The 12,670-nt window shown below is 70.7% G+C and carries 12 protein-coding genes; 5 read left to right on the top strand and 7 right to left on the bottom strand.

All coding sequences use genetic code 11. The annotated features are described in order from the left end of the window. The first annotated feature begins 136 nt into the window (after positions 1-136). From pknB to C8250_RS14315, 3 genes are all read left to right on the top strand, one after another. Positions 137-2,125 carry a Stk1 family PASTA domain-containing Ser/Thr kinase gene (gene pknB / locus C8250_RS14305; RefSeq protein WP_138356166.1) on the top strand — a complete coding sequence of 663 codons (1,989 nt, stop codon included), beginning with the start codon at positions 137-139 and terminating at the stop codon, positions 2,123-2,125. After that, a complete protein-coding gene (locus C8250_RS14310) occupies positions 2,113-2,991 on the top strand; it encodes a deoxyribonuclease IV (protein ID WP_187144836.1) in 879 nt (292 codons plus the stop codon). The genes pknB and C8250_RS14310 overlap by 13 nt, the downstream gene beginning before the upstream one ends. Before the next feature lie 81 nt (positions 2,992-3,072). Next, a complete protein-coding gene (locus C8250_RS14315) occupies positions 3,073-3,588 on the top strand; it encodes a DUF4396 domain-containing protein (protein ID WP_138356167.1) in 516 nt (171 codons plus the stop codon). A gap of 8 nt (positions 3,589-3,596) precedes the next feature. On the opposite strand, the gene C8250_RS14320 is transcribed toward C8250_RS14315, so the two are convergent. Then, the gene (locus C8250_RS14320) at positions 3,597-4,211 is read right to left on the bottom strand and encodes a sulfite oxidase-like oxidoreductase (RefSeq protein ID WP_138356168.1); all 615 of its coding nucleotides are present in this window, start codon (positions 4,209-4,211) and stop codon (positions 3,597-3,599) included. A gap of 163 nt (positions 4,212-4,374) precedes the next feature. Between C8250_RS14320 and bfr the strand changes: the two genes are divergently transcribed. After that, positions 4,375-4,854, top strand: coding sequence for a bacterioferritin (bfr, locus tag C8250_RS14325; RefSeq protein ID WP_138356169.1), 480 nt, complete (start codon positions 4,375-4,377; stop codon positions 4,852-4,854). Positions 4,855-4,878: 24 nt separating this feature from the next. On the opposite strand, the gene C8250_RS14330 is transcribed toward bfr, so the two are convergent. Both C8250_RS14330 and C8250_RS14335 read right to left on the bottom strand, forming a co-directional pair. Beyond that, complete coding sequence (locus C8250_RS14330) at positions 4,879-5,115, bottom strand: (2Fe-2S)-binding protein (protein ID WP_138356170.1); 237 nt, start codon at positions 5,113-5,115, stop codon at positions 4,879-4,881. A 126-nt stretch (positions 5,116-5,241) separates the two neighbouring features. After that, positions 5,242-6,591: a 3-deoxy-7-phosphoheptulonate synthase class II gene (locus tag C8250_RS14335; protein ID WP_138356171.1), complete on the bottom strand. Its 1,350-nt coding sequence runs from the start codon at positions 6,589-6,591 to the stop codon at positions 5,242-5,244. Positions 6,592-6,847: 256 nt separating this feature from the next. Between C8250_RS14335 and C8250_RS14340 the strand changes: the two genes are divergently transcribed. Beyond that, entirely contained in the window at positions 6,848-8,797 is a 1,950-nt protein-coding gene (locus C8250_RS14340; protein WP_138356172.1) for an anthranilate synthase family protein, read from the top strand. On the opposite strand, the gene C8250_RS14345 is transcribed toward C8250_RS14340, so the two are convergent. The 4 genes from C8250_RS14345 to C8250_RS14360 all read right to left on the bottom strand — a co-directional run bounded on the left by C8250_RS14345 (position 8,781) and on the right by C8250_RS14360 (position 12,639). Continuing rightward, a complete protein-coding gene (locus tag C8250_RS14345; RefSeq protein ID WP_138356173.1) occupies positions 8,781-9,407 on the bottom strand; it encodes a hypothetical protein in 627 nt (208 codons plus the stop codon). The two genes, C8250_RS14340 and C8250_RS14345, sit on opposite strands and share 17 nt — an antisense overlap. 121 nt (positions 9,408-9,528) lie before the next feature. Further along, entirely contained in the window at positions 9,529-10,557 is a 1,029-nt protein-coding gene (locus tag C8250_RS14350; protein WP_138356174.1) for a 6-phosphofructokinase, read from the bottom strand. 102 nt (positions 10,558-10,659) lie between these two features. After that, a complete protein-coding gene (locus C8250_RS14355; RefSeq protein WP_138356175.1) occupies positions 10,660-11,349 on the bottom strand; it encodes a response regulator transcription factor in 690 nt (229 codons plus the stop codon). 69 nt (positions 11,350-11,418) lie between these two features. After that, positions 11,419-12,639 carry a DUF5931 domain-containing protein gene (locus C8250_RS14360; RefSeq protein WP_138356176.1) on the bottom strand — a complete coding sequence of 407 codons (1,221 nt, stop codon included), beginning with the start codon at positions 12,637-12,639 and terminating at the stop codon, positions 11,419-11,421. Positions 12,640-12,670 lie beyond the last annotated feature (31 nt).

Raw genomic sequence — 12,670 nt, forward strand, 5'->3', positions numbered from 1 at the left:
CCGGGATCCGATCCGCCGCCTGGAGCGCTCCCACCGGGGCGGACGGTCACGGTTGCGTCCCGGATCGCTACGGGCGGGACACAGTACGGCCGCGTTCGGCGAGACGGGTCGGCGGCGGCTCGTAGACTTCCGTGTCGTGGATACGACCCTGCAGGATCCCCTCGTCGGGCAGACGCTCGATGGCCGCTACCGGGTCGAGGCGCGCATCGCCGTCGGCGGTATGGCCACGGTCTACCGGGCTGTGGACACCCGCCTCGACCGGGTGCTCGCGCTGAAGGTGATGCACCCCGGGCTGGCGGCCGACGCCGGTTTCGTCGACCGCTTCATCCGCGAGGCGAAGGCGGTGGCCCGGCTCGCGCACCCGAATGTCGTCGGCGTGTACGACCAGGGCACGGACGGCACGTTCGTGTACCTGGCCATGGAGTACATCGCGGGCTGCACGCTGCGCGACGTGCTGCGCGAGCGCGGCGCCCTGCAGCCACGGGCCGCGCTGGACATCCTGGAGCCGGTGCTGGCCGCGCTCGGCGCCGCGCACCGGGCCGGGCTCATCCACCGGGACGTGAAGCCGGAGAACGTCCTGATCGGCGACGACGGCCGGGTGAAGGTCGTGGACTTCGGCCTGGTCCGGGCGGTCGACACCAACACCAGCGTGACGACCGGCTCGGTGCTGGGCACGGTCTCGTACCTCGCCCCGGAGCAGATCGAGCACGGCACCATAGACCAGCGCACGGACGTGTACGCCTGCGGCGTGCTGCTGTACGAGATGCTGACCGGCGGGAAGCCGCACACCGGCGGTACGCCGATGCAGGTGATCTTCCACGTGCTGAACGAGGACATCGTCGCGCCGTCCGAGGCCGTCCCCGGGCTGGCGCCCGTGCTGGACGCGCTGGTCGGCCGGGCCGCCGCGCGTGACCCGCAGCTGCGGCCCGCCGACGCCGTGGAGCTGCTCGCACAGCTGCACACCACCCGTCAGGCGCTGAGCCAGGAGCAGCTGGACCTGGTGCCGCCGCGGGCGGTGCCGGACGCTCAGGAGCCGCAGGACGCCGTTCCGGGCACCGGCTGGCTGAAGGACTCCCAGGGCGCGCCGGGCGACGAGGAGCAGACCAGCGTCATCTCCCGGCCGGTCCTGCCGGCCGAGGAGGAGCTCAACCGCACGAGCGTTCTCCAGCTTCCGCCGCCGCTGCCGCCGGTTCCGGCCGGCCCGCCGGGACCGTCGGGGCCCGCGGGGCACCGTACCGCCCGGCGCGGCCCGCGGCGCGGTGTGCTCGCGGTGATCGTGGCGGCGCTGCTGATCCTCGGGGTCGGCGCCGGCGTCTGGTACATCAGCGACGGCCAGTTCACCAAGGTCCCGGCCGTTCTCGCGCTGTCGCAGGCGGACGCGCAGCAGAAGCTCGACCACGCGGGGCTGCACACCAAGGTCACCACCGGCTTCAGCCTCACCGTTCCCCGCGGCCAGGTGATCTCCACCGATCCCGGACCGGGCCGGCGCGTCCGCAGCAACGCCGAGGTCACGCTGACCGTCTCCAAGGGGCCGCAGGAGGTCCACGTACCCGATGTCACGGGCAAGACGCTGGCCGTGGCGCAGGAGCAGATCAAGGGCGCGGCGCTGACGCCGGGCACGGTGACGCAGGAGTTCACGGAGGACGTACCCAAGGGCGCCGTGATCTCCACGGACCCGCCGGCCGGTACGAAGCGCTCGCCGGACGCCGTCGTGTCGATCGTCGTCAGCAAGGGCGCCCCGGTGGATGTCCCCGACGTGGTCGGGGATTCGGTCGCCGACGCCCAGCAGGCGCTGCAGGACGCCGGGCTGACCGTCGTGCTCGCCCCGGACAAGGTCTTCTCGGACGTGGCCGACAAGGACAAGGTGGCCCTCCAGACGCCGGGCAAGGGCACCCAGGCCGGCGCGGGCGACACCGTCACGATCACGATCTCCAAGGGACAGCAGCTCTTCGACGTGCCGGATGTGAAGGGCAGGAGCGCGGGCGACGCGAAGCAGATCCTCAAGAACGCCGGCTTCGACATCCGGGTGATGCACGCGTTCTTCGGCGACACCGTGTTCAGCCAGTCGCCGGAGGGGGGCCAGCAGGCGCCCAGGGGCGCCACGATCACCGTGTGGGTCCGGTGAACCGCAATCCCGTCGGCGGCCATGTGCAGGTGGCCGGCGGCCTCGCGACCGTCGGGCTGGCCAACGCCGAGCGGCTGACGGCCGAGGCCGTCCAGGTCTTCGTGGCCAACCCGCGCGGCTGGGCCACCCCGCCCGGCGATCCGCGGCAGGACGAGCTGTTCCGCGCGGGCCGCGCCGCCGGGTCGGTGCCCGCGTACGTCCACGCCCCGTATCTGATCAACTTCGGCTCGGACACCCCGGCGACGGTCGAGAAGTCGGTGGAATCACTGCGCCACTCGCTGCGCCGGGGCCGGGAGATCGGCGCGCTGGGCGTGGTGGTGCACACCGGGTCCGCGACGGGCGGGCGGCCCCGCTCGACCGCCCTGGCACAGGTGCGGGAGCACATGCTGCCGCTGCTCGACGAGCTCACCCACGACGACGACCCATGGCTGCTGCTGGAGCCGACCGCGGGCCAGGGCGCTTCGCTCTGCTCGCTGATCGAGGACCTGGGCCCGTACGCCGACGCCCTCGACCGGCATCCGAAGCTCGGGGTCTGCCTGGACACCTGCCACGCCTTCGCGGCCGGGCACGACATGGCGGCGCCCGGCGGGATGAAGCTGCTGCTCGACGAGCTGGTGGACACCGTCGGCGAGGGCCGGCTGAAGTTGATCCACGCCAATGACTCCAAGGACGTGAGCGGCGCCCACAAGGACCGGCACGAGAACATCGGGGCCGGCCACATCGGCGCCGAGCCGTTCCGCGAGCTGTTCCGCCACCCGGCCACCGCCGGGGTTCCGCTGATCATCGAGACACCGGGCGGGCCCGAGGGCCATGCCGCGGACGTGGCGCTCCTGAAGGCGCTGAGGGACGGTCCGCAGGACGGATAACCCCTTACGGGAATACCCCCTGGGGGTATACGGTTGGCTACAGAGCAACCAACCGGCGATTCCTGATGGGGGTGGAACGTCATGCAGCACGACCACACGACGCACCAAGAACACACGCACCACGAGCCACAGACCGGCCACGAAGGGCATGCCGCCCACGGCTCCGCGTCCTGGCGCATGGCGGCGACGGCGACCCTGCACTGCCTCACCGGCTGCGCCATCGGCGAGGTGCTCGGCATGCTGATCGGCACCGCGCTCGGCTGGCACAACGTTCCGACGATGATCCTGGCCATCGTGCTGGCCTTCGCCTTCGGCTACGCGCTCACCATGCGCGGGGTCCTGCGCGCCGGACTCGACCTGCGCGCCGCGTTCCGGGTCGCGCTCGCCGCCGACACCGTCTCCATCATCTTCATGGAGCTCGCCGACAACGGGACGATCATCGTCTTTCCCGGCGCCATGGACGCGACACTGTCGGACGCACTCTTCTGGGTGAGCCTGGCGCTGTCGTTCGTCGTCGCGTTCCTCGTGACCACACCGGTCAACAAGTGGCTGATAGGCCGCGGCAAGGGCCACGCGGTCGTCCACCAGTACCACTGATCAGGCGGTCAGAGCTCCGGGCCGTCCCCGGGCTCCTCCTGGTAGGAGTAGCGCTGCTCCGACCAGGGGCTGCCGACGTTGTGATAGCCGCGCTCCTCCCAGAAGCCGCGGCGGTCGGCGGTCATGTACTCCACGCCCCTGACCCATTTGGGCCCCTTCCAGGCGTAGAGGTGCGGGACCACCAGCCGGGCCGGGAAACCGTGCTCCGCGGTCAGCGGTTCGCCGCCCTTGTGGGTGGCGAATATCGACTTGTCGTCGGAGAAGTCCTCGATCCGGAGATTCGAGCTGAAGCCGTACTCCGCCCACACCATCACGTGCGTGACGCCGGGGGCCGGGGGCGCGAGCCGCAGTACCGTCGCGGCGGCGACCCCGCCCCACTCCATGCCGACCATGCTGAACTTCGTCACGCAGTGGAAGTCGGCCTTCACGATCGAGTACGGCAGCGCCGAGAACTCCTCGTGGTTCCAGCAGTGTTTGTCCCCGTCGGCCGTGTTCCCGAAGACCCGGAACTCCCACCGGTCCGGCTTGAAGCGCGGCACGGGACCGTAGTGGGTGACCGGCCAGCCCCGCTGTAGCCGCTGCCCCGGGGGAAGCTCACCCGCACGGCTTTCGGACTGACCCATGACTCCATGGTGACAGACCGGACCCAGTGCTTCTGACCGGGCTGGGCCCGATTCGGGACCGCCGGTCCCCACCGGATGTAAGCGTGCACTTACTGGATCAGCCGTGCCCGCAGTGCAAAGATGCGGCCATCTTGTCGATTCCCTTTGGAAGGACGGCGTTGCCATGCAGGGCGACCCCGAGGTCATCGAGTTCCTCAACGAACAGCTGACCGCAGAGCTGACCGCGATCAACCAGTACTTCCTGCACGCGAAGATGCAGGAGAACTTCGGTTGGACGAAGCTCGCGAAATACACCCGCTCGGAATCCATCGACGAGATGAAGCACGCGGAACTGCTGACCGACCGCATCCTCTTCCTCGACGGCCTGCCGAACTACCAGCGGCTGTTCCATGTACGGGTGGGCCAGACGGTCACCGAGATGTTCCAGGCCGACCGCCAGGTCGAGGTCGAGGCCATCGACCGCCTCAAGCGCGGCGTCGAGGTCATGCGGACCAAGGGCGACATCACCTCGGCGAACATCTTCGAGTCGATCCTCGCCGACGAGGAGCACCACATCGACTACCTCGACACCCAGCTCGAACTGGTGGAGAAGCTGGGCGAGCCGCTCTACATCGCGCAGCTCATCGAACAACCGGAGAGCTGACGCCGGTCCCGCGCAGCGGACAGCTCAGGCCGCTTCGGCCATCGGCTCTTCCGTGGCGGCCAGCTGCGCAGCGGCCGGCCGGGCCACCGGCGTCGACGTTCGGCCGAGCAGCGCCTGGATGCGCTTGACGCACGACCCGCAGTCGGTGCCGGCCTTGCAGGCCGAGGCGAGTTTGCGGGGGCTGCAGGCGCCGGAATCCGCGTGCTGCTTGACCTGCTGCTCGGTGATGCCGAAGCAAGAGCACACGTACACGCGGTTCACCCCTCTCGGGCGCCTGGGCTGAGGTTACCCTTACCTTACCCGGCACGTCCGTCGGTGAAAAGCGGCAAGGGGCGCGGATCTGTGTGATCCGCGCCCCTTGTGCCGTCTTCCGGCTGTCCGCCAGGACTACTGGCCCCGGTACATCTCCGCGACCAGGAACGCCAGGTCCAGCGACTGGCTGCGGTTGAGCCGCGGGTCGCAGGCCGTCTCGTACCGCTGGTGCAGGTCGTCGACGAAGATCTCGTCGCCGCCGCCCACGCACTCGGTCACATCGTCGCCGGTCAGCTCGACGTGGATGCCGCCCGGGTGGGTGCCGAGGCCCTTGTGGACCTCGAAGAAGCCCTTGACCTCGTCGAGCACGTCGTCGAAGCGCCGCGTCTTGTGGCCGGACGCCGCCTCGTAGGTGTTGCCGTGCATCGGGTCGGTCACCCACGCCACCTGCGCGCCCGAGGCCGTGACCTTCTCGACCAGCGTCGGGAGCTTGTCGCGGACCTTGTCCGCGCCCATGCGGACGATGAACGTCAGCCGGCCCGGCTCACGCTCCGGGTCCAGCCGGTCGATGTACGTCAGCGCCTCTTCCGGCGTCGTCGTCGGGCCGAGCTTGATGCCGATCGGGTTCCGGATCTTCGAGGCGAACTCGATGTGCGCCCCGTCGAGCTGCCGGGTGCGCTCGCCGATCCACACCATGTGGCCCGACGTGTCGTACAGCGAGCCGGTCCGCGAGTCGACGCGGGTCAGCGACGACTCGTAGTCCAGCAGCAGCGCCTCGTGCGACGCGTAGAACTCCACGGTCCGGAACTCGGCGGGGTCGGTCCCGCACGCCGCCATGAAGTTCAGCGCGTTGTCGATCTCGCGGGCCAGCGCCTCGTAGCGCTGTCCGGACGGCGAGGACTTCACGAAGTCCTGGTTCCAGGCGTGCACCTGGCGCAGGTCCGCGTAGCCACCGGTGGTGAAGGCGCGCACCAGGTTGAGCGTCGAGGCGGACGCGTTGTACATCCGCTTGAGCCGCTCGGGGTCCGGGACCCGCTCCTTCTCGGTGAAGGCGAAGCCGTTGACCGAGTCACCGCGGTACGTCGGCAGCGTCACGCCGTCGCGGGTCTCGGTCGGCTTGGAGCGCGGCTTCGAGTACTGGCCGGCGATCCGGCCCACCTTCACGACCGGCACGGAGGCCGCGTACGTCAGCACCGCACCCATCTGCAGGAGCGTCTTGAGCTTGTTGCGGATCTGGTCCGCGGACACGGCGTCGAAGGCCTCGGCGCAGTCGCCGCCCTGCAACAGGAACGCCTCGCCACGGGCGACAGCCCCCAGGCGGGTACGCAGCTGATCGCACTCGCCGGCGAAGACGAGAGGCGGATACGACTCGAGCTCCGCGAGCACATTGCGCAGCGCCTCGGAGTCGGGGTACTCGGGCTGCTGCGCCGCGGGAAGGGATCGCCAGGTGTTTCCACCGGCTGCGGGGTTAGCGTTCACGGTCACACGACCACACTACGGGGTGACGACAGGCGGAATCCGACGCCGCCCATTGGATGAGACGAGCCCCACTGCGCCGTCCCCCGTGCGTTAGGGTTCTGAACATGTTCGCGCAACAGCACACCAACTGGTGGTGGCCCGCTCAACCGGCGGCCCACCTCATCGCGCGTACGTAACGACTCACCGCGAAGGCCGCCCAAGGGGCGGCCTTTTCTGTTTCCCGGCCGCTCCCTCCGTTGTCCCACCATCGGAAGGACCCGCCGTGCATCCCGTCTCCGGCACCGAAGCCACCACAGCCACCGCCCTCGTCGAGCGGCTGCTCTCCCCCGGTTGCCCACCGTTCGCCCTGCTCCGCCGCCGCACCCCGGGCCGCGACACCGACCTCGTCGAAGTGCTCCTCGGGCCCGTCACCGAAGCCGGCCGGCTGCGGGACATCACCCTGCCGGACGGTGCACCGGGTGACGGCCCGGCGCTGGACGCGCTCGCGCTCGTACCGTTCCGGCAGATCCGCGAACGCGGCTTCGACGTGCGCGACGACGGGACGCCGCTGGCCGTGCTGCGGCCCGACGAGACGTACGAGCTGCCGCTGGCGGACGTCCTCGCCGCGCTCCCGGACCAGGAGGTGACGGTCGACGAGGGTGCGTTCGACGTGGACGACGACACCTACGCCGGGATCGTCGAGCGGGTGATCGAGGACGAGATCGGCCGCGGCGAGGGCGCCAACTTCGTGATCCGGCGGACGTTCCGGGGGCAGATCGCGGGCTACGGGCCGCGCTCCGCGCTCGCCCTGTTCCGGAAGCTGCTCAGCGGTGAGCGCGGCGCGTACTGGACGTATGTCGTGCACACCCCGGACCGCACGCTGGTGGGCGCCAGTCCCGAGGTGCATGTGCGGATGGCGGGCGGCACGGTCGTGATGAACCCGATCAGCGGCACCTACCGCTATCCCGTCACCGGGCCGGACCCCGAGGGGCTGCTCGCCTTCCTCCACGACCCCAAGGAGGTGGAGGAGCTGACGATGGTGGTCGACGAGGAACTGAAGATGATGTGCACCGTCGGCGACCTCGGCGGTGTGGTGGTCGGGCCGCGGCTCAAGGAGATGGCCCACCTCGCGCACACCGAGTACGAGCTGCGCGGCCGCACCACCATGGATGTACGGGACGTGCTGCGCGAGACGATGTTCGCCGCGACCGTCACCGGCTCCCCGGTGCAGAACGCCTGCCGCGTCATCGAGCGGTACGAGCCGGGGGGCCGCGGTTACTACGCGGGCGCGCTGGCCCTGATCGGGCGGGACGCGGCCGGGACCAGGACGCTGGACTCGCCGATCCTGATCAGGACCGCGGACATCGACCCCGGCGGGCAGCTGAAGGTGCCGGTCGGCGCGACGCTGGTCCGGCACTCCGACCCGCGCGGCGAGGTCGCCGAGACGCACGCCAAGGCGGCCGGGGTGCTCACCGCGCTCGGAGTGCGGCCGGCCCCCGAGCACGCTCCCGAGCCGGCGTACCGGCTGGCCGACGACATCAGGGTGCGGGCCGCGCTGGACGCCCGGCGGGCGAACCTGGCGCCGTTCTGGCTGCGGATGCAGGTCGAGCCGTCCCCGGCCGACCGGCGCGCGCTGTCGGCGCACGCGCTGGCGATCGACGCGGAGGACACCTTCACCGCGATGCTCGCGCATGTGCTGCGCTCGTCCGGGCTGGGCGTCACCGTACGGCGCTACGACGAACCGGGCCTGCGGGAGGCGGCGCTGTCCCACGAGGGTCCGGTCGTGCTCGGCCCCGGCCCCGGCAATCCGGCCGACGCCACCGACCCGAAGATGCGCTTCCTGCGCACCCTCGCCGCCGACCTGGTCAAGGGCCACCGGCAGGGGCTGCTCGGTGTGTGCCTGGGCCAGGAGCTGCTCGCGGCGGAGCTGGGGCTGGACATCGTGCGCAAGGACGTCCCCTTCCAGGGCGCCCAGGAGCGCATCGACTTCTTCGGCCGGCCGGAGACCGTCGGGTTCTACAACACCTTCACGGCGCGCTGCGACGACGCGACCGCCGAGGAGCTCGCCACCCACCGGGTGGAGCTGAGCCGTGACCCGGCCACCGGTGATGTGCACGCGATGCGCGGGCCGGGGTTCGCGGGCGTGCAGTTCCACCCCGAGTCGGTGCTCACCCTGAACGGCACCGCGATCGCGGCGGAGCTGCTGGCGGCCGTGCTCACGCCGTCTCGCTGAACGCCGAGGCGTCCAGCACGGGATCGGCGAGCACCGGTCCGATCAGCATCATCACCTCGGCGATCATGCGGAACTCGTCGGCGGTGCCGTCGACCACCAGGTCGGCCAGGGCCCGGGAGGGGGCGACATGCGCGGCATGCCGCTCCCTCCCGGTCTCCAGGTAGTTCAGCAGCGACAGCCGCGGGTCCTGCCGCTGGACGTCGATCTTGCGGAGGATCTTGCGGGCCAGCCGGATGTCGTCGGGGGTGTCGACGTACACCCGCCAGGTCGCCCGGCCGGCGACCGACGGCAGGGTGAGGGCGAACAGGCCCTCGACGACGACCAGCCGGTGCCGGCCCGAAGTGGCCGCGGCCTCGATCGCCGCGACCACCGCGAGCTCGTCGATCGAGCCGGGATGGTTCCAGTCCAGGACCTCGGACCCGCTCGCGCTGACCGTGCGCACCCCGCGCACGGTGTCGTGCGCGGGCACGTAGAAGTCATCGAGGTGGATCAGACCGATGGTCTCGTGATGGTGCAGCGACAGCGCCTCGGCAAGGGTTGACTTGCCCGATGCGGTGCCGCCTGCGACCGCCAGTACAGGTGTGCGCCACCTGTTCGTCACACCCGTCATACCGGGCGCTCCTCATGTGCTCAAAGGGGGAAAACGAAGCGGCCGGACAAGCCGGGTGGACGGAGAATAAGGCGCACTGATCGTCTGCTGCAAGCAGTGATGTTCCCCTGATGTTCAAGGTTCAGCCAAAGAAGACCCCCGCCTCCGTGTAGAGCTTCGGATCGACGGTCTTGATCCGGGCGGTGGCCTCCGCGATCGGCACCCGGACGATGTCCGTACCGCGCAGCGCGACCATCTTCCCGAAGTCCCCTTCGCGCACCGCGTCGATGGCGTGCAGCCCGAACCGGGTGGCCAGCCAGCGGTCGAACGCACTGGGCGTTCCACCGCGCTGGACGTGCCCGAGCACCGTGGTGCGGGCCTCCTTGCCGGTGCGCTTCTCGATCTCCTTGGCGAGCCATTCGCCCACGCCGGAGAGCCGGACATGGCCGAACGAGTCCAGGGTGCCGTCCTTGAGCACCATGTCGCCGTCCTTGGGCATGGCGCCTTCCGCGACGACCACGATGGGCGCGTAACGGATCTTGAACCGGCTCTCCACCCAGCCGCAGACCTGCTCGACGTCGAAGCGCTGTTCCGGGATGAGGATGACGTTGGCCCCGCCGGCCAGCCCCGAGTGCAGGGCTATCCAGCCGGCGTGCCGGCCCATCACCTCGACGACGAGGACACGCATGTGCGATTCGGCAGTGGTGTGCAGCCGGTCGATCGCCTCGGTGGCGATGTTGACCGCCGTGTCGAAGCCGAAGGTGTAGTCGGTGGCGGACAGGTCGTTGTCGATGGTCTTGGGAACACCGACGCACGGAATGCCGTGCTCGTCGGAGAGGGTCGCGGCCACCCCCAGGGTGTCCTCGCCACCGATCACGATGAGCGCGTCGACGTCGAAGGCGGCGAGGTTCTCCCTGACCCGGCGGATACCGTCCTCGACCTTGAGCGGATTGGTGCGCGAGGAACCGAGGACGGTGCCGCCGCGCGGCAGGATGCCCCGCACGGCGGGGATGTCGAGCGGCACGGTGTCGCCTTCGAGGGGACCGCGCCAGCCGTCCCTGAAGCCGATGAACTCGTAGTCGTACTCCTGGACACCTTTGCGGACGATCGCCCGGATGACCGCGTTGAGACCGGGGCAGTCACCACCACCGGTCAGTACTCCGACCCGCATGGACTCTTCCCTTCGCCAGCACTGCGTTGCATTGCCTTAACGGGAACCAACTCGGGCAACGCTAGCGTGACTTGGGTCACATGCGGGATGGGGCGAACGGGGTCATTCGCCGTCGAGACCGCGCTCGATCGCGTATCGCACCAGTTCCACCCGGTTGTGCAGCTGCAGCTTGCCGAGGGTGTTCTGCACGTGGTTCTGCACGGTGCGGTGCGAGATGACGAGCCGCTCGGCGATCTGCTTGTAGCTCAGGCCCTTCGCGACCAGCCGCAGCACCTCCGTCTCACGGTCCGTCAGCCGAGGCGCCTCGGGCTCGTCCGAGGACGTGGGGGCCGGGTCGGAGGCCAGCCGCCGGTACTCGCCCAGGACCAGCCCGGCCAGCCCCGGGGTGAAGACCGGATCGCCGATCGCCGTCCTGCGGACCGCCTCCACCAGCTCGTCACGGCCGGCGGACTTCAGCAGATAGCCGGTGGCACCGGACTTCACGGCCTCCAGCACGTCCTCGTGCTCGCCGCTCGCCGACAGCACCAGCACCCGCAGCGCGGGATTGTCCGCGACCACGTCCTTGCACACCTGCACTCCGGACATCCCCGGCAGGTTGAGGTCCAGCACGATCACCTCGGGCATCGCCGCCCTGGCCCGGCGCACGGCCTCCGGCCCGTCGCCCGCCGTCGCCACCACCTGGTAGCCGGCCTCGGACAGGTCCCGCGCGACCGCGTCCCGCCACATCGGGTGGTCGTCGACCACCATCACCTTCACGGTGTGGTCCTGCTCGGGTTGGGTGTCCCCCGCCATGTGACTGCCTCTCGTCCGGCCGAATCTCCGTGCCGGGGCAACTCTACAAACGCGGCGGATACGCGGAGCTCAGGGCGTGGGGCGCTTCTTGGGGAGCCGGAGTTCGACCTCGGCGCCCTGGCCGGGGGTGGTGATGAGGGACGCGGTGCCGCCGAGGTCGCGGAGCCGGCCGCGGATGGACTGGGCGACGCCGAGCCGGCCCTCCTGTTCGGCGTCGGCGAGCCGGCCTTCCGGGATGCCGGGGCCGTCGTCGCGGACGCTGACGAGGATCTCGCCGGGCTCGTCCTCCAGCAGGATCCAGGCGTGGGCCTGCTCCCCGGCGTGCGTGCGGACGTTGTCGAGGGCGGCGCCGACGGCCGCCGCGAGCTCGGCGGCGGCGTACGCGTCGACCAGGACCGGGGTCCCGGGTGCCGAGATCGTCACCTGCGAGCTGCCGTAGGGCGTGAGCAGGGCCCGTACGTCGCACGGGCCGAGTGCCGCGTCCGCGGCCTCCTGGTCGGCCTCGGCGGCGCCGGTGCGCGAGCGGAGCGCCGCGAGCAGCCGGCCACGGCGGACCGCGGCGGCGTTCTCGGGGTGCCGGGGGTTGGGGACGAAGCCGTCGGAGACCAGCGCCCGCAGCGCCGACTCCTGCTCACCGGCCATCCGGCCGAGCGCCGCGGCCTCGCCGCCCGCCTCGCTGCCCCGGCGCTGGACCATGGCGAGCACCTGGAGCACGTTGTCGTGGATGTCCCGGGCGAGCCGTTCCCGCTCACGGGTGGCCGCCTCGATCTGCAGCGCCCGCGCGAGGGTCCGCTCGCTGGCGCGGGCGACCTCGACGACATAGCCGATGGCGATGCTCGCCACCCACACCAGCAGGACGTTGTGCAGGCTGTCGCGGGCGAAGGAGCCGCGCTGGACGACGTTGGCGACGCCGACGAGCGTGGAGGCGACCGCGGCCCAGCGCCAGCCACCCTTGATCGCGAAGGCGAGGACGGATCCCGCCGTCCAGATGGACGGCAGCGTCGGGGCGCCCTCGACGATCCGCAGATGCGTGTCGGCGACGGGGGTGAGCAGTATCCCGGTCAGCGCGATGGTGAGGTCGGCGAAGAGGAAGCGCTTGGTGCACCGTTCGGCGGACCGCACCCGCCCCAGGGTGAGGAACGTCCAGACGGTCAGCACCGTCATGTACACGGCGGCGACCAGCGGGTGCCGGTACTCCCCGTAGGCGTCGCCGAACAGGGCCAGCGCATAGCCGAGGGTGAGCACGCGGTACGCGATCAGCGCACGCCACAGCGGCTGCTCGACGGACATCCGGATCGCCTTCGCCGCCACCGCTCCCCCT

This window comes from Streptomyces sp. So13.3 (genome assembly GCF_005860785.2).
GTDB classification, from domain to species: domain Bacteria; phylum Actinomycetota; class Actinomycetes; order Streptomycetales; family Streptomycetaceae; genus Actinacidiphila; species Actinacidiphila fildesensis.